We start from the raw sequence: 23,164 nt of genomic DNA on the forward strand, positions 1-23,164 counted from the left end.
CGGCCGTCATGCGTGACCGAGGCGGGACGAGAGCGCCCGCAGGAGGTCCTGGGCGGCCTCGGCGATGACCGTGCCGGGCAGGAACACCGCCGCGGCACCCATCTCCTCGAGCGTGGGCACGTCGTCGGGCGGGATGACCCCGCCGACGACGATCATCACGTCGTCGGCGCCGAGCTCGACGAGAGCGTCCTTGAGCGCGGGCACCAGCGTGAGGTGGCCGGCGGCCAGCGACGAGACGCCGACGACGTGCACGTCGGCCTCGACCGCCTGCCGGGCGACCTCCTCCGGCGTCTGGAACAGCGGGCCCACGTCGACGTCGAAACCGAGGTCGGCGAACGCGGTGGCGATGACCTTCTGGCCGCGGTCGTGACCGTCCTGGCCCATCTTCGCGACGAGGATCCGGGGCCGGCGGCCCTCGGCCTCCTCGAACGCCTCGGCCATGCGGCGGGTCTCCTCCATCGGCCCCGATGCTCCTGCCTCGTCGCGGTAGACACCGGAGATCGTGCGCACCTGCCCGGAGTGGCGCCCGTAGACCTTCTCCAGCGCGTCGGAGATCTCGCCCACGGTCGCCTTGGCGCGGGCGGCGTCGACGGACAGCTTGAGCAGGTTCGAGTCCAGCGACGAGTCCCGCCGTCCCTCCGCCGCCGCTCGTGCGGCGTCGGTGAGTCGCCGCAGCGCGTCCTGCACCGCGCCGCCGTCGCGCTCGGCGCGCAACTGCTCCAGTTTGGCCTTCTGCTGGGCCAGCACGTCGGCGTTGTCGACGCGCAGCACCTCGATCGCCTCGTCGGCGTCGACCCGGTACTTGTTGACGCCGATCACCGGCTGCCGGCCGGAGTCGATGCGCGCCTGGGTGCGGGCGGCCGCCTCCTCGATGCGCAGCTTCGGGATGCCGTCGTCGATGGCCTGCGCCATGCCGCCGTGCTCGGCGACCTCCTGGATGTGCGCCCACGCGCGGCGGGCCAGGTCGTAGGTGAGCCTCTCCACGTATGCGGAGCCGCCCCACGGGTCGATGACCCGCGTCGTCCCCGACTCCTGCTGCAGCAGCAGCTGGGTGTTGCGGGCGATCCGGGCGGAGAAGTCGGTGGGCAGCGCCAGCGCCTCGTCGAGGGCGTTGGTGTGCAGCGACTGGGTGTGCCCCTGGGTGGCGGCCATCGCCTCCAGGCAGGTGCGGACCACGTTGTTGTAGACGTCCTGCGCGGTCAGCGACCAGCCCGAGGTCTGCGAGTGGGTGCGCAGCGCCAGCGACTTCGCGCTCTGCGCCCCGGCCTCCTTCACCAGCTTCGCCCACAGCAGGCGGCCGGCCCGGAGCTTGGCCACCTCCATGAAGAAGTTCATGCCGATGGCCCAGAAGAAGGAAAGCCGCGGCGCGAACCCGTCCACGTCGATGCCGGCATCCCGGCCGGCCTTCAGGTACTCGACCCCGTCGGCGAGGGTGTACGCCAGTTCCAGATCGGCCGTCGCCCCGGCCTCCTGGATGTGGTAGCCGGAGATCGAGATCGAGTTGTACCGCGGCATCTGCTGCGAGGTGAACGCGAAGATGTCGCTGATGATCTGCATCGAGGGCTTGGGCGGATAGATGTAGGTGTTGCGCACCATGAACTCTTTGAGGATGTCGTTCTGGATGGTCCCGGTCAGCCGGTCCGGGGTCACCCCCTGCTCCTCGGCGGCGACGATGTAGAGCGCCAGCACCGGCAGCACGGCGCCGTTCATCGTCATCGAGACGCTCATCCGGTCCAGCGGGATGCCGTCGAACAGCTGCCGCATGTCGAGGATCGAGTCGATCGCGACCCCGGCCATGCCGACGTCGCCGACCACGCGCGGGTGGTCGGAGTCGTAGCCCCGGTGGGTGGGCAGGTCGAATGCGACCGACAGGCCCTTCTGTCCGGCAGCGAGGTTGCGCCGGTAGAACGCGTTGGACTCCGTCGCGGTCGAGAACCCGGCGTACTGCCGGACCGTCCACGGCTGAGTCGTGTACATCGTCGGGTAGGGGCCGCGCAGGAAGGGCGCGATACCGGGATAGGTGTCGAGGAAGTCCAACCCGGACAGGTCGGCCGGGGTGAACAGCGGCGGGACGGCGATGCCCTCAGGCGTCTCCCAGGTCGCCTCCTCGACCCCGCGGCCGGTCGTCTCCTTGAATGCCTTGGCCCAGTCGTCGGCTGACGTCCTGGCCGCCGGGCGGCCGAGCTCGACGGAACCGAAGTCGGGGATCGCGCTCATGCCTGACCTCCCTGGGGGCCATCGTGGTCACCGTGGCCGAACAGCTCGTGGACGGTGCGCAGCACGCTGAGGGCGTCGCACCCGGCGAAGACATACCCGTCGACGCCGTCGACGGCGAGGCCGGGCTTCCCGGCCAGCCAGATCTGGGTGGCGCCGGCCTCCCGCAGCTCCCCGGCCAGCGCGGCCGCGGACTCGGCGTAGTCCTTGTCCGTCCCGCAGATGCAGGCGACCGTCGTCCCGGCCCCGGCGAAGCCGTCCAGCCCGTCACCGGACGGGGTGTCCAGCCCGCCGGCCTGGAACAGGTTGCCGGCGAAGGTGGCCCGGGCCGTGTGCCGGGCGATCGGGCCGATCGTGGCGAGGTAGACCGCCGGCCGCTGCCCCGGTCCGGACTGCACAGCGGCGTCGGCACGGTCCCGCAGTTCCTCGAAGTCCTGCGCGGCCCGCACCCGGGGCAGTCCTCCGGAGGGCCGAGCAGCACGGGACGGTTCCCGCGCCGGCAGCTTCTCGGCCAGGTTCGGGAACTCGCTGACGCCGGTGATCGGGTCCTTCCGGGTGGCGATCCGCCGCGTCCGGGCCTCCCAGGCGGCGGCGATGCGGTCGCGCACCAGCCCTGAGTCCAGTGCCGCCACCAGACCGCCGGACCGCTCGATCTCGGTGAACCAGTCCCACGCGGCCTGGGCCAGCTGGTCGGTCAGCGACTCGACGTACCAGGAGCCTCCGGCCGGATCGAGGACGCGAGCGAGATGCCCCTCCTCCACCAGCAGGTTCTGCGTGTTGCGGGCGATCCGCCGGGAGAAGGAATCCGGCAGGCCGAGCGCGGCGTCGAACGGCTGCACCGTGACGACGTCGGCGCCACCCACGCCCGCGGCGAAGCAGGCCACCGTGGTGCGCAGCATGTTGACCCAGGGGTCGCGCTTCGTCGTCATCACCGAGGAGGTGACGGCGTGCTGGCGCTGGGCGCGGGCGCCGGGCGAGGCACCGCTGACCTCGCCGACGCGGTCCCAGAGCCGGCGGGCGGCGCGCAGCCCCGCGATGGTCGTGAACTGGTCGGCGCTGGCGCTGTAGCGGAACTCCAGCTGCGCAAAGGCCTCGTCCAGCGGGAGACCCTGCCCCCCGTCGGCGGAGCCGGTCAGCGCCCGCAGATAGGCGACCCCGGCCGCCAGCGAGCAGCCGATCTCCTCCACCACCGATGCCCCGGCGTCGGCGAACACCGTGGCGTCGACGACGACCGTCCGCAGACCGGGGTGGTCAGCGGCCCGCCGGGCGACGTCGGCGAGGCCGGTGAGGTCCTGCGGCTCCCCCGTCGCCGCCTGCAGACCCAGCGGGTCCAGGCCCAGCGAGCCACCGGGGGCCAGGTCACGGCCCTCGGCGAGGGCGAGGAACGCCTCGGCGGCCGGCAGCCCACCGGACACCGTCACCGGCGCCAGGTCCAGGAAGACGTCGGAGAGCACCTCGGCGAGCGAGTCGACCGGCACCGCGCCCTCGCCGACCTCGAGCCACAACGAGGTGACGCCGTTCTCCAGGTCGGCGGCGATCGCCTCCTTGGTGACGGCGACGTCGGGGTGGGCGTGCCGCTGGCGGACGTCCCAGCCCCCCGGCACACCGCTCTCCGGATGGGCGCCGGCGCGGGAGCCTCGCACGAACGGCGCGAGGCCGGGGACGCCGACCGCCGTGGGCAGGTCGGCGGCGTCCTCGGCGGTGTAGAGGGGGGCGACCCGCACGCCGGTGGCCACGGTCCGGCTCAGCGCGTCCTCGACCGGGTCGGGCAGCTCCTCCCGGCCGGACTTGCGGAGGACGCCGGCGACGAGGGCGCGCCACTGGTCGCGCGTCACCGGGTCGAACTCGGCGGCCAGCGCGAGGTCGCTGGGGACCTCGTGCTCGGCCGGCACTTCCGCATCGGCCCGCGCCGGTGCGTCAGCCTGCTGGTCGGTGGAACTCATCGTCGGGTTCCCGCCTCTCGTCAACGGCTCGTCGGGCAGAAGTGTCGCCGGGCGCCGGGCGCCGGGTGCGCGCGGGTGGCGGCGTACCGATGGGACGCGGCCCCGCGTCGGCCTCCAGGGCGTGCAGCGCGGTGCGGGCCAGCAGGCGGACGCCGACGCCGATCGCGTGCTCGTCGACGTCGAACGTGCCCCGGTGCAGGTCGAGGGGGGCGCCGCCGCCGTGGGTGCCCAGCCGGGCCAGCGCGATGGGCATGAGGTCGGCGAACCAGCCGAAGTCCTCCCCGCCCATGCTCTGCGGCGAGAGCACGATGTGGTCGGTGCCCACGGTGTCGATGGCCGCCGAGCGCAGCAGCGCCACCGAGCGCGGGTCGTTGATCACCGGTGGCACGCCGCGGATGTAGTCGACGTCCACTTCGGCCCCGGTCGTCGCGGCGACCCGCTCCACCAGGGAGCGCAGCAGCTCCTCGGCACCGGTCCACGCCTCCCGGTCGAGCACGCGCAAGGTGCCCCGCAGCTGGCCCCGCTGCGGAATGGCGTTGGCCGCGATCCCGGCGTTGACCGAGCCCCAAACCAGCGACATGCCCGCGCGCGGGTCCACCTGCCGGGAGAGCAGCGCCGGGAGGTCGGTGATCAGCCGCCCGAGCGCGTCCACCAGGTCGACGGTGAGCTGCGGGCGGGCGGTGTGCCCGCCGGGTCCGGTGAGCGTGACGTCCATGCGGTCGCACGCGGCGGTGATCGCGCCGGTGCGCAGGCCGATCTTGCCGGCCGGGATGGACGGGTCGCAGTGCAGCGCGAACGCCCGCGACGCCCCGTCCAGGACGCCGGAGGCCACCACCTCGGTGGCACCCCCGGGAACCGTCTCCTCCGCGGGCTGGAAGACGCAGCGGACGGTGCCGGGCAGGCCGTCCATCGATGCCAGAGCGATCGCCACACCGAGGACGACGGTGGTGTGCACGTCGTGACCGCAGGCGTGGCAGAGCCCGTCGCGGGTGGAGGCGTAGGGCACGTCCTTGAGGTCGGCCAACGGCAGGGCATCGATGTCGGCCCGCAGGACGACGATCGGTCCCCCACCCACCCCGCCGGAGCCGACGTCCACGACCAGCCCGGTACCCGTCGGCAGCCGGCGCGGCGTGAGGCCGTGGTGGCGCAGCCGCTGCTCGAGGAACGAGGTGGTCTCGAACTCCGCGTAGCCCAGTTCGGGATGGGCGTGCAGGTGTCGTCGCGTGGCGACGAGCTGAGGGTGGTTGGCGGTCACCCACTCGTCGACGGCCGCTCCGAGCTTCTCCACGACCGGCGTCATGCCGCGTGCCCTCCGGCGCACTCGGCGGGGCCGGGCACCGGTCCGGCCGGGCCCGAGGAGGGCTCGGGGTGGGTGGGGAGGCCATCGCGCAACTCGGCGAGCAGGCTGTCCACGACCGCCCTGAGATCCCCACCGGAGGCGGCGGCCACCGCCCGCTGCCGTTGGTAGGAGGCGCCGACGGCGAGGACCCGCTCGACGTCGAGGAGCTCCGCCTCGCAGCCGAGCCGCTTCGCCGTCGGGGTGAGGTCCTCGACGAGGTCCAGGATCGCCTGCCGCACGGGGCGGACGGTGCCCTTCTCGTCGACGACGATGTCGGCGTCGAGGCCGTAGCGGGCCGCGCGCCACTTGTTCTCCCGCAGCACCCAGCCCAGTGGTGTCGGCAGGGTGTAGCCGCGGTCGAGCTGGGTGTCGAACTGCTCGACCAGGCACTGGGACATCGCGGCGACCGCCCCGATCTCGTCGAGGGTGGGCAGCCCGTCGCAGATGCGCAGCTCGACGGTCCCGAAGCCCGGGTGCGGTCGGATGTCCCACCACACCTCACGGACGCTCTCGATGGCGTTGGTCGAGATCAGCGTCTCCATGTAGGACTCGAACTCCTCCCAGCCGGCGAGCTGGTACGGCAGCCCCGCCGTCGGCATGCCCTCGAAGACCTTCGTCCGGGACGACGCCAGCCCGGTGTCGCAGCCGACCCAGAACGGCGAGGACGACGAGAGGGCCAGGAAGTGCGGGACGTACTGGCACAGCGCGTTGACGATCGGCATGACCTTCTCCGGCGACCGGACACCGACGTGCACGTGGACACCGAAGATCTGCAGCCGCCGGGCCAGCCACTGCATGCGCTCGACGAGCTGGAGGTAGCGCTCCTTGGGGGAGATGAGCTGGGTCTGCCAGTCGGTGAACGGGTGCGTGCCGGCGCACAGCAGTCCCAGCCCGCGGCGCTCGGCGGCGGCGCTCACCTCGGCCAGCGTGCCCCCGAGGTCGGACTTGGCCTCCTCGACCGTGGTGCAGACCCCGGTGATGATCTCGATCGTCGACTGCAGCAGCTCGTGCTTGGCCTTCGGGTGCTCCGCAGCGCCGTCGAGCGAGATCTCCTCGAGGATCTCGTTCGCACCGGCCGTCAGCTCCCGGGTCTCCCGGTCGATGAGCTGCAGCTCCCACTCGACGCCCAGGCTGGCACGCTCGGAGGAGCGGAACGGGATCTGCACGTCGGAAGTCTAGGATCGAACACCGCCTGGCACCCCTCGACGGAGCAAGATCACTCCCCCGGCGGATCAGGACCTCCGGTCCACCGCCAGCCGGGCGTAGAGGACGAGGTCGCTCGGCTGCCCGCGGAAGCGGAAGCGCTGCCGGATCGTCCCCTCGGCGAGGAAGCCGGCGCTCTCCGCCACCCGGCGCGAGCCGGTGTTGGCCGGGTCGACCAGCAGCTCGACCCGGTGGACGCCGACGGCGTCGAGGGCCCAGTCGCTGAGGACGCGGAGCGCCTCGCCGGTGAGTCCCCGGCCGCGCTGCCCGGGAGCGGTCCAGTAGCCGGCTTCCCCCACGCCGTCGCGCGGCGGCGAGAGGCCCATGCTGCCGACCAGCGGCCCGCCGTCGAGCAGCTCGACGGCGAACAGCGCGCCGCCGTCGGTCCAGGTCCGCGGCGCCACCGCGCCGACGAACTCCCGTGCGTGCTCGGCCGCGTAGGGCACCGGCACCTGCGTCCACCGCTGGATCTCCGGGTCCTGGCAGGCGGCGAACACAGCGTCGGCGTCGTCGGTCCGCCACGGCCGCAGGCACACCCGCCGGCCGGTGAGCGTCGGCTGGGTACCGCGTCCGCTCGCCGTCATGCCCCGATCCTCGCCGCCGTGGGCGACGGTCGCACTGTTGCTCTCGGTCGCTGCGTTAGCGTCCGTGCGTGAACCAGGCTCCCGGAACCGATCCCACATCCCTCGCCGCCATGGCGGCCAAGGACCTCACCGCCGCACTGGGCGGGCCGCACGACGTGGCGGTGGTCATGGGGTCCGGCTGGGCACCGGCCGCCGACGCGTTCGGTCCCGCCGCCGCCTCGGTCGCGATCGGCGACCTCCCCGGGTTCGCCGCCCCCACCGCCGTGGGGCACGGTGGTGAGGTCCGCTCCGTGCGGGTGGGCGACCGCGGCGTGCTGCTCTTCCTCGGCCGGACCCATTTCTACGAGGGCCGGGGCGTCGACCCGGTCGTGCACGGGATCCGCACCGCGGCCGCCGCGGGCGTGAAGACCGTCGTCCTCACCAATGCCGCCGGCGGGCTCGCCCCGGACCACCGGGTCGGCCAGGCCGTGATCATCAGCGACCACCTGAACCTGACCGCGCGGTCCCCGCTGGTGGGGGCTGACTTCGTCGACCTCACCGATCTCTACTCGCAGCGACTGCGGTCCCTGGCCCGCGAGCTGGACCCCACGCTCACGGAGGGCGTGTACGCCGCGCTCCCCGGCCCGCACTACGAGACCCCGGCCGAGATCCGGATGCTGCGGACGCTCGGTGCGGACCTCGTCGGCATGTCGACGGCGCTGGAGGCGATCGCCGCACGGGCGGCGGGCATGGAGATCTTCGGGCTCTCGATGGTCACCAACGCCGCGGCGGGCATCACCGGCGAGAAGCTGGACCACGAGGAGGTCCTCGCCGCGGGCAAGGCCGCCGCGGGTCGGCTCGGGCAGTTCCTCGTCGACTTCATCGGGCGCCTTGCATGAGCGGTCCCGTCCTGGTCACCGGCGCCGCCGGCCGGATCGGCACCGTGCTGCGCGGCGGACTGCCCGAGCGCGGCTGGGCGGTGCGCTGCCTCGACGTCGTCCCGGTGGCCGACGAGCGTCCCGGCGAGGAGCAGGTCGTCGCCGACGTCACCGACCTCGCCGCGATGGTCGACGCGGCGGACGGCGTCGCGGCCGTGGTCCACCTGGCCGGCGTCGTCGGGGAGTCGACCTGGCCGGCCATCAGCCACGCGAACATCGACGGCACCTACGCAACACTCGAGGCGGCCCGAAGGGCCGGCGTCCCGCGCGTGGTCCTGGCCAGCAGCAACCACGCCAGCGGATACACACCACGACCGGCCGAGGGGCTGCTCCGGGAGCAGGACGCCCCGCCGCGGCCGGACACCTACTACGGCGTCGCCAAGGTGACGATGGAGGCGCTCGGCTCGCTCTACCACGACCGGTACGGCCTGGACGTCGTCTGCCTGCGCATCGGCAGCGCGTTCCCGGAGCCGACGACGGTCCGCCACCTGTGCACCTGGCTCTCCCCCGCCGACACCGTCTCCCTCGTGGACGCCGCCCTGAAGGCACCGGCACCCGGTTTCTCCGTCGTGTGGGGTGTCTCGGCCAACACCCGCAACTGGTGGGACCTCACCGCCGCCCGTGCGCTGGGCTACGAGCCACAGGACGACGCCGAGGTCTACGCCGAGGCGCTGCTCGAGGTGCACGGCGAGCCCGACCCCACCGATCCCGTGCACAGCCGCGTCGGCGGCGAGTACACGACCGCAGCCTTCGACACGGAGAACTTCCCGGCATGACCGACGACCTGCTCGCCACCGCCCGCGCCTGGGCCGACGCCGACCCGCACGACGGTGACCGCGCCGAGATCGAGGCGCTGATCGAGGCGGGGAACCGGGAGGAGCTCGCCCGCCGGTTCGCCGGGCCACTGACCTTCGGGACGGCCGGCCTGCGCGGCCCGCTGCGCGCCGGCCCGGCCGGGATGAACGCCGCCGTCGTCACCCGCGCCGCCGCGGGGCTGGCCCGCCATCTCGCCGACTCCGGGCACGCGGGCGCCGGCGTGGTGATCGGCTTCGACGCCCGCCGGCGGTCCGACGAGTTCGCGCACATCTCGGCCGCGGTGCTGGCCGCCGCCGGGTTCGCCGTCCAGGTGCTGCCGAAGGCGCTGCCGACGCCCGTGCTCTCCTTCGCCGTCCGGCACCTGGGGTGCGCAGCCGGCGTGATGGTGACCGCCAGCCACAACCCCCCCGACGACAACGGCTACAAGGTCTACCTCGGGGACGGCGCGCAGCTGGTGCCGCCGGCCGACCGGCTGATCGAGTCCGCGATCGCCGCGACCGGGCCGGCGCGTGAGGTGCCGCTGTCCGACGACTGGCTGACCCTCGGGGACGACGTCCAGGCCGACTACGTGGCCGCGGTGACCGAGGCACTCGAGCCGTCGCGGGTGCCGTCTCGTGGCGACCTGACCGTCGCCTACACCGCGCTGCACGGGGTGGGTGCCGAGACGACGCGGGCGGTGTTCGCCGCCGCCGGGCTGGCCGAGCCGGTCGGCGTGCCCGAGCAGGACGCCCCCGACCCCACCTTCCGGACCGTCGCCTTTCCCAACCCGGAGGAGCCGGGCGCGACCGACCTGCTCAAGGCGCTGGCCGCACGGATCGGTGCCGATGTCGCGATCGCCGAGGACCCGGACGCCGACCGCTGCGCCGTGGTCTGCGGCGGCCGGCAGCTGACCGGCGACGAGGTGGGCGCCCTGCTGGCCGACTGGCTGCTGCGCCGCGGTGTCCGCGGGACGTACGCGTCGTCGCTGGTCAGCGGCTCGCTGATGCACGTGATCGCGCAGTCAGCCGGGCAGCCGACGGCGGAGACCCCCACCGGCTTCAAGTGGATCATCCGGGCCGGCTCGGACGGCGCACTGCTGGTGTTCGGTTACGAGGAGGCGCTGGGCTATGCGGTGGCGCCGTCCGTGGTCCGGGACAAGGACGGGATCTCGGCGTCGCTCGCCGTCGCCCTGCTGGCCGCCGAACTGAAGGCCGACGGCCGCACGCTGCTGGACCGGCTGGACGAGCTGGCGAACGAGCACGGGCTCTTCGTGACCGGGCAGCTGTCGGTGCGGGTCGAGGACCTGTCGCTGATCTCGGACGCGATGACCCGGCTCCGTTCCGCTCCCCCGGCCACGCTGCTCGGCCGGGAGGTGGCCTTCGCCGACCTGGCGCTGGAGGACCCGCCCGTGGATGCCGTGCGGCTGCTCGGCGACGGCGTCCGGGTGATCGTGCGCCCGAGTGGCACGGAACCGAAGCTCAAGGCCTACCTGGAGACCGTGGTGCCGGTGCACGAGGACGCCGGCCTCATCGCAGCCCGTGGCCGCGGCGAGGACGAGCTCGACCAGCTCCGCGCGGAGATGTCAGCGGCCCTGGGGCTGTAGTCAGACCCGGCACCCGGCCGCGAGGCGGTCAGGGAGCGTTGATCAGACCCAGCTGCTCCGGGAGCCACATCGACAGCTCCGGGACGAACGTCACGATGAACAGGGACGCCGTGAGCGCGTAGAACATCGGCATCAGCCGGCCGATCACCGGTTCGACCTTCACACCGGCGACCCGGGCCGCGACGAACAGGTTGTTGCCCACCGGCGGCGAGATGTTGCCCAGGCACATGTTGAACACCATCATCGCGCCGAAGTGGATCGGGCTGACCCCCAGACCGGTCACGATCGGCAGGAAGATCGGCGTGAAGATGAGGATGGCCGGGGTCGGGTCCATCACCGTCCCGGCGATCAGCAGGACCACCATGATCATCAGCAGCACGAGGACCTTGTTGTCCGTGAGGCCGAGCATGGCGTCGCTGACCAGGGTGGGGATCCGGGCGAACGACATCACCCAGGCCAGGATCCCGGAGACCCCGATCAGCAGCATGACGATCGCGGTCGTCTTGGCCGCCTCGAGGATGACCCCCGGAAGCGCCCCCACCTTCAGCGTCCGGGTGGCGAACCCGGCGACGAGTGCGTACACCACCGCGATGACCGCGGACTCCGTCGCGGTGAAGGCGCCGACGAGGATGCCCCCGACGACGACCACCATCATGAAGAGGGCCGGTACCGCCCGCCACAGCACGAGCAGCCCCTGCCGCAGGGTGGGTCGCTCCGTGGCCCGCAGCTCCGGACGCTTGCGCGCATAGAGCGCGACCATCAGCACGCAGATCCCCGACCAGAGCAGCCCAGGGCCGATACCGGCCATGAAGAGCGCGGCGACGGAGGTGCCGGACACCAGCGAGTAGATGATGAACGTGTTGCTGGGCGGGATGAGCATGCCGGTCGGCGAGGCGGCGGCGTTCACCGCGGCCGAGAAGGCGGGGTCGTACCCCTCTTCCTTCATCCGGGGAGCGAGCACCGACCCGACCGCGGCGGCGGAGGCGACCGAGGCACCCGAGACGGCACCGAACAGCGTGTTGGCCACGACCGTGGTCTGGGCCAGGGAGGCGGGGAGCCGGCCGGCCACCACCAGGGCGAAGTCGATGAGTCTCCTCGCCAACCCGCCCGCATTCATCAGCCCCCCGGCCAGGACGAAGAACGGGATGGCGAGCAGAGCGAAGGAGTTGCTGCCGGAGAAGAGGCGCTGCGCCGAGGTCAGCGCGGCGCCGTCCCACCCGAGGAGCACCATGGTGGCCACCGCAGACGGGAGCCCCATCGCCACGGCGATGGGGACCCCGAGGGCGATCAGCAGGACCATGCCGCCCACGAGAACGAGGGCGACCAGTGTTGCGGTGTCCATGACTTCTCTCAGACGTCGGCGGCGACGACGTCGCCCTCGGGGACCGGCCCGGTGGTGCCGCGCAGCAGCCCGCGCAGGTGGCAGAGCGAGTAGAAGGTGATCAGCACCCCTGCGAGCGGGAGCACCAGATACATCTGCCCCACCGACACCGGGATCGCGGAGAGCCCCTGGTTCCAGGAGTTCTCGGCGACCCGGTAGCCCCCGAGGACGAGCACGTAGAGCGCGAAGAAGATCACGAGGAGCTCGACCAGCACCGCGACGACCTTCTGCACCCGCACCGGGAAACGAGCCATGAGGATCTCGACGGCGATGTGCCCGCGCTCGGAGAACACCAGCGACGCGGACAGCAGCGCCAGGATCACGAACAGGTAGCGCGCCGTCTCCTCGGTCCAGGCCGCCGGCGTCTGCAGGACCTGGCGCGACAGCACCTGCCAGCAGACCACGACCAGCAGCACCACGAACAGGCCGATGGACACCGCGGCGAGGACCTTGTCGACCCTCGCCCTGATCGCCTCCATGGGAGAGGTCAGTTCCCGCGTGCGGCGTCGTAGAGGGCGCGCTGCGAGTCGGTCGTCAGGAACTCGTCGACGAGGGGCTCGAGCACCGCGTTGAACGCGTCGGTGTCCACCTCGGAGAAGGTCGCCCCGGCCGCCTCGGCGTCGGCGATCGCCTGCTCCGTGGCCTCCGTCCACAGCTGGGTGTGCTCCTCGTGGGCGGCGGTCCACTCCTCGTCGAAGGCGGCCCGGTCCTCCTCGGACATCTCCGACAGCACGCCGGTGTTGATGATGAGGTAGTCCAGCCCGACGAGGTGGTTCGTGCGGGAGTAGAAGGGCGCCACCTCGTGGTGCTTCTGGGTGAAGTAGGAGACCTCGTTGTTCTCCGCCCCGTCGATGACGCCCGACTGCAGCGCCGTGTAGACCTCACCGAAGGCCAGCGGGGTCGGGGAACCGCCCATGGCCTCCATCATCGACAGGTGCAGGTCGCTCTCCTGGACCCGCATCTTCTTGCCCGCCAGGTCCTCCGGCGTCTCCACCGGACCGTCCGTGGTGTAGACGCTGCGGGTGCCCTGGGTGAATCCGCCGACGACGGTGATGTTCTCCGAGCTCTCCAGCGAGGAGTACAGGTCCCCGACCACGTCCGGGTCGTTGACGACGCTCATCTGCTGCTCCACCGAGTCGAAGACCGTGGGCAGGTTGAAGACGACGAAGTCCTCGTCGAGGTTCTCGAGCTGGGTCCCGGAGACGATGGCCATGTCCACGGCGCCGGAACTCACCAGCTGCAGCGCCTCCGCCTGAGCGCCCAGCGTCTCGTTGGCGAAGACCTCGATCGACCAGCGGTCGTCGGTCGCCTCGCTCAGGCGCTGCCCGAAGGAGTCCAGGGCCAGGTACGACGGGTGCTGCTCGGTCTGGTTGAGCGCAAGGCGCAGCGCGCGACCCTCGCCCCCCTCCGAACCAGAGCCCGAGCCGCCGGAGGCCTCCGCACCCTCGCCGCCACCGCAGGCCGCGAGGAAGAGGGCGGCTGCGCTCAGCACTCCCGCGAGAGACGTCGTCGTCGTGCGCATGGCACATCCTGTTCTGTAGTCGAGCGATCCGAGTGGGCGTCGCTGCCTGCTCAACGGCCCGTGGGAGTCGGGGCCGCGCCCATCTAGCCAGGCAGCGTAATCGCGTGGCAACTGGTTGCCATGTGTTGCCCAGCATGATGGCTACCGCTTGCCGCACGTTCACCCGGGTCCCTACGGTGACCCCGGCCGGCAGCGTCGGAGGAGGGCCGCGTGATGCTCGAGCACCAGGAAGAGGCGCCGGTCCCGGGCAAGGTGACCATCTACGACGTGGCCCGGCGGGCCGGGGTCGCGCCGTCCACCGTCTCACGGGCGTTCTCCCGGCCCGGGCGCGTCAACGCGGCCACGGCCGAACGGATCCGGCGCGTCGCCGAGGAGCTCGGCTATCGGGTGAATCCGCTGGCCCGGGCGCTGTCGACGGCCCGCACCGGCATGATCGCGCTCGTCGTCCCCGACATCGCCAACCCGTTCTACGCGGAGGTGATCCTCGGGGCCCAGGCCACGGCCACCCGCGCGGGGTTCACGATCCTGCTCGCCGACACCCAGGAGTCCGGCCGGATCGAGCGGGCCGCGCTGGAGCGGGCCATGCCCACCGTCGACGGCATCCTGCTGGCGGGCTCCCGGATGTCGGACTCGGCGATCCGCATGGTGTCCAAGCAGAAGCCGGTGGTGGTCCTCAACCGCGCCGTCGTGGACGTGCCCTGCGTGGTGCCCGACAACGCCCGTGGGATCCGCGGGGCCGCCGAGCACCTGGCCGAGTTGGGCCACCAGCACATCACCTACGTCGCCGGCCCCGAGGCGTCCTGGGCCGACGGCATGCGGTGGCGGTCACTGCGCGAGGTCGCGCTGGAGCTGCACCTGCGGGTGGGCCGCATCGGGCCTTTCACCCCGGATGTGCAGGGTGGCGTGCGCGCGGCCGAGGAGATGGGGACCTCGCCGACGTCAGCGGTGATCGCCTACAACGACCAACTCGCCATCGGCCTCATCCGCGGCCTGGCGGCCAGGGGCGTCCGGGTGCCGCAGGACGTCAGCGTGGTCGGCTTCGACAACATCTTCGCCGCCGACCTCATCACCCCGGGACTGACGACCGTCGCCGCTCCCCTGCACACCGAGGGTGCGACGGCGACCAAGCACCTGCTCGCGATGATCAGTGGCACCGCGAGCCGCCGCTCGGAGCCGGGCGCCCAACGCGTCCCGGAGCAGGCCGGCCAGGCGGTCGTCCTGCCGGTGCGCCTGGTGGTGCGGGGCTCGACCGCTCAGCGCAGCCGGAAGAGGACCTCACCGGCGTCCGGGACGACGAGGGTCTCGCCGTCCGCGGCGAAGGCGGCCACGTCGACCTCCGCCGGGTCGAGGTAGTCCAGGTTCGCCGCCCGGACGACGTCCTCGGGGATGCCGGTGGCCAGCGTCACCCGTACCCGGAACTGCTCGCCGTGCTCGGCGTCGTAGGTGCCCGCCCCCCGTAGGTGGGTGGAGTGCGCCAGCACGCCCCAGTGCACGTGCTTGAAGCGGTCCCACTGCGCCACGAAGTAGTCACGGCAGTGGTAGCCGATCTCGTAGATCTCCGGGTGCACGACGGAGATCTCGGTGATGTGCGGGGCGTACACGATGACCTCCCCGCCGTCCGCGACGACCGGCTCCAGCTTGTAGAAGCCCTTGGCGGCGGTCCAGATGTCGTCGTACTTCGTCGGCATGACCGACAGCACCCGGCGCACGGGCGCGTCCAGATAGCGCACGTGGGTCTCCGCGGAGACGCTCGCAGCCGCAGCCCACGCCGACCGCGGATCGCCGAAGGCCGCTGCGTGCAGGGCGCCGGTACCGGACTGGGCGACGACGCACAGCGCCAGGGTCTCGGACGGGATCAGGGCGGCCGCCTCGTCGATCAGTGCGCGCACCGGGGTGATGCCCGTCGTGCCGATGATCTCGGCGCTGCTGATCAGGGCGCCGAGCCAGTGGGAGAGGTCGATGACCTCCTGCCCGGCGACGCCGGGGAAGAAGTACTTGTTGCCCCCGGAGAAGCCCACGACCTCGTGGGGGAAGACCGGCCCGACGACGAGCGCGACGTCGTGCTCGACCACCGCGCGGTTCAGGCGGACGTCCACGCCCTCGTGCAGCCGGCCTTCCGAGAGCTCGGCCACCCGCTCGGCGGGGATGGTGCCGAGGGAGACGAACGTCTGCGGGTCCCACCAGGCGTGGTTGAGCACCGTCATGCCGGGATAGCGCGCGGCCGGCTCGCCGACGGGGTGGCCGAGGTGCCGCCCCAGCTGAGCCTCGGTCATGGCGGCGTGGGTACCCAGCGCGACCAGTGCGGTCAGCCGGCTCACCCGGCCGGCGAGCGCCCCGTGCACCGCGGTGAGGAGCAGCGGCAGCGGGCAGCTGCGCGTGGCGTCCGGGATGATCACGCAGACGCTGCGGCCGTCGAGGTCCTGTGCCGCCAGCTGTTCCTGCACGAAGTCGGCAACCTGCTCGTCGGTGAGGACCTCCTGGGGTCCGCCGACGGTCGCCGCCTGCCGCGCGAGATCCGCGACGGGGTCGAGAGTCCGGGTCATGTCCGCACCATGCGCCCTCGTCCGGGAATCGGACAAGGCGCCCCCGGCAACACATGGCAACGGACCGGCCCGGGAGATCCCGGACCGGCCCGTGCGTGTGCGGTGGATCAGTAGGTCAGGCCGTGCCCGAAGGAGAACAGCTCACCGTCGGTCGTCTCCCGGTAGCCCGGGAGATCGCTCAGCTGCTCCTCCACGGCGCGCCGGGTGCCGGCCAGGGCGAACGGCATCCTGCCCTGGGGCGCGAACTTCCCGGACAGGACGTCGAGCAGGGCCCGGTCGCTCATGCCGAACCCGGCGACGATCGCACCGGCATCCCGCAGGCCGCTCGCCTCGTCCAGCACGAACGGCTGCCGGAAGTAGACGTGGAGGACGACCTTGCTCGGGTCGCCGATCTCCGCCATCACCTGCTTGATGGTGTCCAGCGACGGGGTGACCTGCCAGGACTGCGACTGCGCCATGCCGGTGAAGTCCAGGATGCTCGACTCCCAGGGGAGGGAGCCCCCGAACCGCAGGCCGTTGTCGGTGCAGGTGGCGGCGCCGTAGGAGACGCAGGCGTCGGCCTCCCCGTACGGGCTCTCGCCGTCGAGACCCGCCATGCCCGGCACGACGATCGGGTTGATGTGGTCGGGGTTCAGACCCGTCGCTGGGCTGTTGCTGGCGTACGAGCCGGTGTTGATGTTCTTCGCCGTCACCGAGATCAGCGCGTAGTCGTGACCGGCCGCGCTCGGCCGGGTGGCGACGTTGCCGTCGGTCACCTCGTAGCCGTAGCCCTCCACCGTCGCCTTGGTGAAGTCCCCCAGGACGTAGACCTTGGCGCCGTCCTCGAGCGGCAGCACCGCGTCCCCGTCCTCGGTCTCCTGGTTCTGCAACAGGACCGCGGACTTGCGCTGCAGATCCAGCCCGACCTCGCGGTGCTCCGCGCTCCCGACGACGGTCTCGGCCTTCGCCTCGTCGACGTAGGGATCCTCGAACAACCCCATCTGGAACATCGGCGTGAGCAGGCGCTCGGCGGCCAGCGTCACGCGCTGCTCGGACACCAGGCCGCTCTCGACGAGGTCGATGATCGTCTGCGCGTCGTTGAAGCCGGAGAGGGTGTCGGTCCCGCCGTTGATCGCTGCCGCGACGCGCTCGGGAACCGACTTCGTCTCCAACCCCCAGGCGCGGTCATTGATGATGCCGGTGTCGGAGTTGACGTAACCCTGGAAGCCGAGCTCGTCGCGGAGGAGGTCGTTGACGATCTGCTCCGAGAAGGCCATGCCCGTCTGGTCGTACGTGACACCGTCGTGGGTGACGCCCATCGGGATGCCGTAGTACGGCATGATCGCCGAGACGCCGGCGTCGATGGCGGCCTCGAAGGGCTCCAGGTGGTAGCCGAAGCCACCGCCCGGGTAGACCTGCGTCTTCCCGAACGCGTAGTGCGGGTCCAGGCCCAGCTCCTGCGGCCCACCGCCCGGGAAGTGCTTCATGGTGAGGGCCACCGACGTGTCGGGGCTCAGCGAGACCCCGGACCTGTCGACCGGCCCTTGCAGCGTCTCCACCAGGCTCCGCATGATCTCGGAGGCGAGGTCGGCGTCCTCCGTGAACGTCTCGTGCGTGCGGTACCAGCGCGGCTCGGTCGACAGGTCGGCCATGTAGCCGTACATGCCGCGCAGCCCGATCGACTCCCACTCCTCGCCCATGACCTCGGCGAAGTCCTCGACCACCGACATGTCCCCGGTCGTGGGCGCCTCCCCGGTCCGCAGGGACTCCTCCCCCAGCGCGGCGGCGGCGATGCCGGCCTCCTTCGGGAAGGCGGTGAAGGCCCCGGCGGACTCGTTGATGCCGGCGCGGGCGTCCGGGTCGATGTGGTTGCGCGCGTTGGACTTGTATAGGACCGGGATGCCCAGGCGCGTCTTCTCGCTGAGCTCCTGGACCCGGTTCATGTACCGCGCCGCCTCCGCGGGCGTGACGCTCGTGCTCGCGGCGAAGCCGCCCCCGCCCGGTGCGGCGCACACCGCCTTGTCCTCGCCGGTCACGACGTTGCGGAAGATGAAGCGGTGCATGTTCTCGTCGTTGACGAACCTGGTGGCATTCGGGCCCAGCGTGCCGCGCTCCTTGACGGCCGGATCGTCGGCGGCCGGACCGCACTCGGCGTTCAGCGTGTCGATGAGCATCAGGCCGGCCTTCTCGGCCAGGGTCATCTGGCCGACCAGGTCGGCCACCCGCTCGTCCACCGGACGACGCCAGTCCTCGTAGGGGTCGAGCCTGCCGTTGCCGTTGAGGTCGCGGAACTGCCGCTGGCCCACCGTGAGGAGGGGCTTCACGCGCGACTCGACACTCGGGGCGTTCTTGCCGCCCGCGTTCGAGTGCCCCGGCGGATGACCGCTGGAGGAGCCGGGCGCGGCGGCGGCGCCGGCGGGCACGACCATGGACAGAGGGACAGCCAGCGCCAGCAGGACAGCGCCCCGCCGGAGGGCCGATCCGGGCCTTCGAGTCACCCGAGTTCTCCTTCGAACGTCGATGGATGCCGTCGAGGACCGGTGTCCGGCCCTGAATGGCTCGTCCAGCGCCCCTCGCCACCCGTCGAGAGCGTCGTGGAGATGTGACCCTGCTCCCAGCTTCCGTCAGGCTCAACGCATTGCCAGGAGTTGTCTCCGCACGGGGGCGTCCGGTCGGCGCGGGAGCGGCGGGAGGCAACTGCTGGCAAGCGTTTGCCAAACCACGCCTGGCCTCATGACCATGAACACATGCCGCCGACTCATACCCTGGCTCCGCACCCCGACCGTCTGCTCCCCTCGGAGCCCGCGGTGCGCGCCATCGCCCGGCGGCTGTACGACGCGGTGCGACACCTGCCGATCGTGTCCCCGCACGGCCACGTCGCCCCCCGCACGTTGGTCGACGACGTCCCGTTCACCGACCCGGCAGCTCTGCTGGTGACGCCCGACCACTACGTGACGCGGTTGCTGCACGCGTCCGGCGTGTCCCTGGCCGACCTCGGCGTCGGCCGCGGCGTCCTGACGGAGGTGGAGTCGAGGGCGGTCTGGCGCCGGCTGTGTGAGAACTGGCACGTCTTCCGCGGCACGCCGGTGCGGTACTGGCTGGAGTCGGAGCTCGCGGAGATCTTCGACGTCGGGCTCCGACCGTCCGCGGAGTCGGCGGACGCGATCTACGACCAGATCGCGGAGCGACTGGACAAGGACGCCTACCGCCCCCGAGCGCTCTTCGAGCGGTTCGGCATCGAGGTGCTGGCCACGACCGACGACCCCTGCGACGACCTCGCCCCGCACGCCGCTCTCACCGCCGACCCGACGTTCCCCGGACGGGTCGTGCCCACCTTCCGCCCCGACCGCTACCTGGAGGCGGCGCAGCCAGGCTGGGCATCCGCTGTCGCCCGGCTCGGCGAGGCCGCCGGGATCGAGACGGGCACCTACGCCGGCTGGGTCGCGGCCATGGAGGCCCGCCGGTCGCACTTCGTCGCACACGGGGCCACCTCGGCCGACCACAGCCACGAAGACGTGGGAACGCAGCCGCTCGAGGACGGCGAGGCGGAGCGCATCTACGCCGCGGCGCTGGCCGGAGAGGTGACGGCGGCAGCAGGTGCGGCACTGCGCCGTCACATGTTGCTGGAGATGGCCCGCATGTCCTGCGACGACGGCCTGGTGATGACGCTGCACTCGGGCGTCCGGCGCAACCACCACCGACCCACGTCGGACGTCTTTGGTCCGGACACCGGCCACGACATCCCGCTGCGCGGCGAGTTCACCGATCCGTTGCGCCCGCTGTTGGAGCGGTTCGGCACCCATCCGAACCTGCACCTGGTCCTCTTCACGCTCGACGAGTCGGTCTTCTCGCGCGAGCTGGCACCGCTGGCCGGGTTCTATCCGTCGGTCTACGTGGGTGCGCCGTGGTGGTTCCTCGACGCGCCGGAGGCCGTGCGACGGTTCCGGTCCGCGGTCACCGAGACCGCCGGCTTCTCGCGCACGTCCGGGTTCATCGACGACACCCGGGCGTTCTGCTCGATCCCGGCCCGCCACGACATGGCGCGGCGCCTGGACAGCGGGTACCTGGCGCACCTGGTGGCCGAGCACCGCCTGGACGAGGACGAGGCGCTCGAGGCTGCCGTCGACCTGGTGAGCCGTCGCCCGCGCGAGGTGTTCAAGCTGTGAGCACCCCGCTGCGCCGCAGCACCGAGCCCCCGCCGGTGCGGGCACTGCATCTCGGCCTCGGCAGCTTCTTCCGCGCCCACCAGGCCTGGTACACCCACCGGGCGGACGACGACTGGGGCATCGCCGCGTTCACCGGTCGTCGTGCCGACCTGGCCCGGACCCTCGAGGCACAGGACGGGCTGTACACCCTGATCACCAGGGCGGCCGACGGCGACGAGTTCGACGTGATGCGGTCCGTGGCGCGCGCCCACGCGGCGGCCGACCACGACGCCTGGCTGGGCTACTGGGCCTCCCCCGCTGTCCGCGTCGTCACCGTGACCGTCACCGAGGCCGGCTACCTGCGCGACGGCGCCGGCCGACTCGACACGGCCCGGCCCGAGGTGGCCGCGGAGATCGCTGCACTGCGCGCCGACGCCCGAGCCGCCGTCACATCCGCTCCTGCCCGGCTCGTGGCGGGACTGCTCGCCCGCCGCCGGGCCGATGCCGGCCCGCTGACGATCGTGCCGTGCGACAACCTGCCGCAGAACGGCGCCGCGCTGAGGGCCGTGTTGGGGGACGCTGCCGACGCAGTCGATCCCTCGCTGACCGACTGGCTGGACGAGCAGGTCTCCGTGGCCACCACCATGGTCGACCGCATCACGCCGGAGCCCACCGACGTGGACCGCCGGGCGGTCCGCACAGCGACCGGGGTCGACGACCGCTGCCCGGTGGCCACGGAGCCGTTCAGCGAATGGGTGCTCGCCGGTGGTTTCCCGGGCGGCCGCCCCGCGTGGGAGACGGCCGGTGCGGTCCTCGCCCCCGACGTCACGCCGTTCGAGGACCGCAAGCTGTGGCTGCTCAACGGCGCCCATTCGCTGCTCGCCTACGCCGGCTCGCTCCGCGGCCGCACGACCGTCGCCGAGGCCGTCGCCGACCCGCTCTGCCGATCCTGGGTGGAGCAGTGGTGGGACACCTGCGCTCCCCATCTCGACCTGCCGGACGACGACGTCGCGCGGTACCGCGCCGCGTTGCTGGAGCGGTTCGCCCATCCCCGGATCGCACACTCCCTCGCGCAGATCGCCGCAGACGGCTCGCAGAAGCTCCCGGCCCGGATCGTGCCCGTGCTGCTGCGGGAACGTGCCGACGGACGGCTGCCCGAGGCCGCCGTCCGTGTGCTCGCGGCGTGGTTCCTCCACCTTGGTGGAGCCGGCGCGCCGGTCAAGGACGTACGGGAGCCGGAACTGCGTCCGCTGCTCGACGGGGCACTGTCCGATGCGGCGCCACGGGTCCTGGCGGCGCTGCACCCCGCACTGGGCGACGACACCGACCTGGTCGCCGCCGTCTCGTCCTGCGTCGTCGAGCTCGGCTCGCAGTGACCGCCGCGCCTCCTGCGGCGGTGGTCGTCGGGCTGGACGTCGGCACCACGGCGGCCAAGGCGGTGGCCTTCGGTGTGGGCGGGCCATGGCGGGTGGCGGCGGTGCGTGAGTACCCGTTGCTGCAGCCGGTGCCGGGGCACGCCGTCCAGGAGCCGGACGTCGTCGTCGCCGCGGCGATGGAGGCGTTGGCGGCCTGCGTCGCGCAGACGCAGGGCGCGCGGGTGCTCGCCGTCTCGCTCAGCGCGGCCATGCACGGGCTCATCGGCCTGGACCGGGCGGGATCACCGGTGACCTCGCTGGTCACCTGGGCGGACGCGCGGGCGGAGGGCGAGGCGCGCTCGCTGCACACCTCGCGCCTGGCAGCCGAAGTGCACCGCATCAGCGGCACGCCGGCGCACCCCATGTCACCGCTGGCCAAGCTGCTGTGGTTCGCCCGTCACGAGCCGGACACGAGCGCCGCCGTCCGGTGGTGGGCCGGCCTGAAGGACTACCTCCTCCTGCGTCTCACCGGCACACTCGCGACCGAGCTGTCGTCCGCCTCCGCCACCGGCCTCCTGGACCTGGCCACGGGGGACTGGCATCCCGGCATCGTCGAGTTCGCCGGCATCCGCCGCTCGCAACTGCCGGACGTGCTACCGACGACCGCCGTCCTCGGCCTGACCGATGAGGTCGCCAGAACGATGGGCTTGCCGCTGGGGACGCCGGTCGTCACCGGGGCAGCCGACGGCCCGCTCGGCAACCTCGGGACGGGGGCGATGGCGGTCGGCACGGTCGGCCTCTCCCTCGGCACGAGCGGTGCCGTGCGCACCGTCGTGCCGCGGCCCGCTCCCGATCCCGAGACCGGGCTCTTCTGCTACGCGCTGACCGCTGACCACTGGGTGGTCGGCGGGGCGGTGAGCAACGGGGCTTCGGTCGTGCGTTGGGCCGGCACCACGCTGGACGCACGACCCTGGTCGGACGAGGCGCTGCTGGCGCTGGCCGGGGACGTGCCGGCCGGCAGCGACGGACTGGTGATGCTGCCCTTCCTGCTACCGGAGCGCGTGCCGCTGTGGAGCCCCCACCTGAGCGGCGCCTATCTGGGCCTGCGCCGGGAGCACTCCCGTGGTCACCTCGTCCGCGCCGCCGTCGAGGGCGTGTGCCTGCAGTTGGCCGGCATCGTCGACCGGCTGGACCGGTTGGCACCCGTGACCTGCATCCGCGCGACCGGCGGCGCGCTCGGCGCCCCGCTGTGGCGCACGACCCTCGCCGCGGTGCTGAACCGCCCGATGGTCGTCGGGAGCGCCGCGGAGGGCTCGGCGCTCGGCGCCGCAGCACTGGGCCTCTACGCCCTCGGTCAGGCGGACCGGCTCGAGGACGCAGGGGACCTGCTGATCGATCCTCTGGGCGAGCAGCCGATCGAGCCGGCCGACCCGGGGGTCGTCGCCACGTACGCCGAGATGCGGCACCGGATTCCGGTGCTCGTCGAGGCGCTCGCCGGCGCCTGGCCGTCGAGGGGATAGTCCCGCGGACCGGCTGCGCGGAGATGTCGGCGTCCGGGGACCGTAGCGGTCCCCGGACGCACATCGGGGTGTTGTCCGTGCCGGACTCCGCCAGCACGCACAACACCCCGGGAGCCGGGGA

17 protein-coding genes are annotated in these 23,164 nt (G+C 72.4%); 7 read left to right on the plus strand and 10 right to left on the minus strand.

Going from position 1 to position 23,164, the window contains the following annotated elements; translation table 11 throughout:
- Nucleotides 1-6 precede the first annotated feature (6 nt).
- The 5 genes from scpA to CHB94_RS12950 all read right to left on the minus strand — a co-directional run bounded on the left by scpA (nt 7) and on the right by CHB94_RS12950 (nt 7,283).
- The gene (gene scpA / locus CHB94_RS12930) at nt 7-2,217 is read right to left on the minus strand and encodes a methylmalonyl-CoA mutase (RefSeq protein ID WP_089336982.1); all 2,211 of its coding nucleotides are present in this window, start codon (nt 2,215-2,217) and stop codon (nt 7-9) included.
- Nucleotides 2,214-4,157, minus strand: coding sequence for a methylmalonyl-CoA mutase family protein (locus CHB94_RS12935; RefSeq protein ID WP_089336983.1), 1,944 nt, complete (start codon nt 4,155-4,157; stop codon nt 2,214-2,216). The genes scpA and CHB94_RS12935 overlap by 4 nt, the downstream gene beginning before the upstream one ends.
- Nucleotides 4,132-5,457 carry an amidohydrolase gene (locus CHB94_RS12940; protein WP_089336984.1) on the minus strand — a complete coding sequence of 442 codons (1,326 nt, stop codon included), beginning with the start codon at nt 5,455-5,457 and terminating at the stop codon, nt 4,132-4,134. Before CHB94_RS12940 ends, CHB94_RS12935 begins: the two co-directional genes overlap by 26 nt.
- Nucleotides 5,454-6,662, minus strand: coding sequence for a glutamate--cysteine ligase (locus CHB94_RS12945; protein WP_089336985.1), 1,209 nt, complete (start codon nt 6,660-6,662; stop codon nt 5,454-5,456). Before CHB94_RS12945 ends, CHB94_RS12940 begins: the two co-directional genes overlap by 4 nt.
- 66 nt (nt 6,663-6,728) lie before the next feature.
- Nucleotides 6,729-7,283, minus strand: a complete 555-nt coding sequence (locus tag CHB94_RS12950; RefSeq protein ID WP_176445545.1) for a GNAT family N-acetyltransferase — start codon at nt 7,281-7,283, stop codon at nt 6,729-6,731.
- Between the two features lie 68 nt (nt 7,284-7,351).
- Between CHB94_RS12950 and CHB94_RS12955 the strand changes: the two genes are divergently transcribed.
- Genes CHB94_RS12955 through CHB94_RS12965 form a run of 3 tightly spaced genes read left to right on the plus strand, consistent with a single transcriptional unit; the run spans nt 7,352 to nt 10,598 of the window.
- Nucleotides 7,352-8,161, plus strand: coding sequence for a purine-nucleoside phosphorylase (locus CHB94_RS12955; protein WP_254920615.1), 810 nt, complete (start codon nt 7,352-7,354; stop codon nt 8,159-8,161).
- The gene (locus tag CHB94_RS12960) at nt 8,158-8,976 is read left to right on the plus strand and encodes an NAD-dependent epimerase/dehydratase family protein (RefSeq protein ID WP_089336988.1); all 819 of its coding nucleotides are present in this window, start codon (nt 8,158-8,160) and stop codon (nt 8,974-8,976) included. The genes CHB94_RS12955 and CHB94_RS12960 overlap by 4 nt, the downstream gene beginning before the upstream one ends.
- On the plus strand, nt 8,973-10,598 hold the full coding sequence (locus CHB94_RS12965; RefSeq protein WP_089336989.1) for a phospho-sugar mutase: 1,626 nt from the start codon (nt 8,973-8,975) through the stop codon (nt 10,596-10,598). Before CHB94_RS12960 ends, CHB94_RS12965 begins: the two co-directional genes overlap by 4 nt.
- 28 nt (nt 10,599-10,626) lie before the next feature.
- Here CHB94_RS12965 and CHB94_RS12970 read toward each other — a convergent pair whose 3' ends face one another.
- From CHB94_RS12970 to CHB94_RS12980, 3 genes are read right to left on the minus strand one after another with little or no spacing between them, the layout of a single operon-like run.
- Nucleotides 10,627-11,940 carry a TRAP transporter large permease gene (locus CHB94_RS12970; RefSeq protein ID WP_089336990.1) on the minus strand — a complete coding sequence of 438 codons (1,314 nt, stop codon included), beginning with the start codon at nt 11,938-11,940 and terminating at the stop codon, nt 10,627-10,629.
- Nucleotides 11,941-11,948: 8 nt separating this feature from the next.
- On the minus strand, nt 11,949-12,458 hold the full coding sequence (locus CHB94_RS12975) for a TRAP transporter small permease (RefSeq protein WP_089336991.1): 510 nt from the start codon (nt 12,456-12,458) through the stop codon (nt 11,949-11,951).
- Nucleotides 12,459-12,466: 8 nt separating this feature from the next.
- Nucleotides 12,467-13,501, minus strand: coding sequence for a TRAP transporter substrate-binding protein (locus CHB94_RS12980; protein ID WP_089336992.1), 1,035 nt, complete (start codon nt 13,499-13,501; stop codon nt 12,467-12,469).
- 213 nt (nt 13,502-13,714) lie between these two features.
- Between CHB94_RS12980 and CHB94_RS12985 the strand changes: the two genes are divergently transcribed.
- Nucleotides 13,715-14,854, plus strand: coding sequence for a LacI family DNA-binding transcriptional regulator (locus CHB94_RS12985; protein WP_089337053.1), 1,140 nt, complete (start codon nt 13,715-13,717; stop codon nt 14,852-14,854).
- Here the strand turns inward: CHB94_RS12985 and CHB94_RS12990 are convergent.
- Together CHB94_RS12990 and CHB94_RS12995 are read right to left on the minus strand one after the other, a co-directional pair.
- A complete protein-coding gene (locus tag CHB94_RS12990) occupies nt 14,755-16,044 on the minus strand; it encodes a lactate racemase domain-containing protein (protein ID WP_089336993.1) in 1,290 nt (429 codons plus the stop codon). The two genes, CHB94_RS12985 and CHB94_RS12990, sit on opposite strands and share 100 nt — an antisense overlap.
- A gap of 107 nt (nt 16,045-16,151) precedes the next feature.
- A complete protein-coding gene (locus CHB94_RS12995) occupies nt 16,152-18,521 on the minus strand; it encodes a glycoside hydrolase family 3 protein (protein ID WP_217899291.1) in 2,370 nt (789 codons plus the stop codon).
- Between the two features lie 249 nt (nt 18,522-18,770).
- Here CHB94_RS12995 and uxaC point away from each other — a divergent pair, with 249 nt between their 5' ends.
- The 3 genes from uxaC to CHB94_RS13010 are packed head-to-tail and all read left to right on the plus strand — an operon-like array spanning nt 18,771 to nt 23,043.
- Entirely contained in the window at nt 18,771-20,189 is a 1,419-nt protein-coding gene (gene uxaC / locus CHB94_RS13000) for a glucuronate isomerase (RefSeq protein ID WP_089336995.1), read from the plus strand.
- Nucleotides 20,186-21,544 carry a mannitol dehydrogenase family protein gene (locus CHB94_RS13005; RefSeq protein ID WP_254920616.1) on the plus strand — a complete coding sequence of 453 codons (1,359 nt, stop codon included), beginning with the start codon at nt 20,186-20,188 and terminating at the stop codon, nt 21,542-21,544. The genes uxaC and CHB94_RS13005 overlap by 4 nt, the downstream gene beginning before the upstream one ends.
- Complete coding sequence (locus CHB94_RS13010) at nt 21,541-23,043, plus strand: gluconokinase (RefSeq protein WP_217899292.1); 1,503 nt, start codon at nt 21,541-21,543, stop codon at nt 23,041-23,043. Before CHB94_RS13005 ends, CHB94_RS13010 begins: the two co-directional genes overlap by 4 nt.
- Nucleotides 23,044-23,164: the final 121 nt, after the last annotated feature.

The sequence above is a fragment of the Blastococcus mobilis genome (assembly GCF_900188025.1).
In the GTDB taxonomy this organism is placed as follows: domain Bacteria; phylum Actinomycetota; class Actinomycetes; order Mycobacteriales; family Geodermatophilaceae; genus Blastococcus_B; species Blastococcus_B mobilis.

Coding starts and splice junctions, on each gene's coding strand:
- scpA (WP_089336982.1), bottom strand. CDS start 2,217: ATGAGCGCGATCCCCGACTTCGGTTCCGTCGAGCTCGGCCGCCCGGCG.
- CHB94_RS12935 (WP_089336983.1), bottom strand. CDS start 4,157: ATGAGTTCCACCGACCAGCAGGCTGACGCACCGGCGCGGGCCGATGCG.
- CHB94_RS12940 (WP_089336984.1), bottom strand. CDS start 5,457: ATGACGCCGGTCGTGGAGAAGCTCGGAGCGGCCGTCGACGAGTGGGTG.
- CHB94_RS12950 (WP_176445545.1), bottom strand. CDS start 7,283: ATGACGGCGAGCGGACGCGGTACCCAGCCGACGCTCACCGGCCGGCGG.
- CHB94_RS12960 (WP_089336988.1), top strand. CDS start 8,158: ATGAGCGGTCCCGTCCTGGTCACCGGCGCCGCCGGCCGGATCGGCACC.
- CHB94_RS12965 (WP_089336989.1), top strand. CDS start 8,973: ATGACCGACGACCTGCTCGCCACCGCCCGCGCCTGGGCCGACGCCGAC.
- CHB94_RS12970 (WP_089336990.1), bottom strand. CDS start 11,940: ATGGACACCGCAACACTGGTCGCCCTCGTTCTCGTGGGCGGCATGGTC.
- CHB94_RS12975 (WP_089336991.1), bottom strand. CDS start 12,458: ATGGAGGCGATCAGGGCGAGGGTCGACAAGGTCCTCGCCGCGGTGTCC.
- CHB94_RS12980 (WP_089336992.1), bottom strand. CDS start 13,501: ATGCGCACGACGACGACGTCTCTCGCGGGAGTGCTGAGCGCAGCCGCC.
- CHB94_RS12985 (WP_089337053.1), top strand. CDS start 13,715: ATGCTCGAGCACCAGGAAGAGGCGCCGGTCCCGGGCAAGGTGACCATC.
- CHB94_RS12990 (WP_089336993.1), bottom strand. CDS start 16,044: ATGACCCGGACTCTCGACCCCGTCGCGGATCTCGCGCGGCAGGCGGCG.
- uxaC (WP_089336995.1), top strand. CDS start 18,771: ATGCCGCCGACTCATACCCTGGCTCCGCACCCCGACCGTCTGCTCCCC.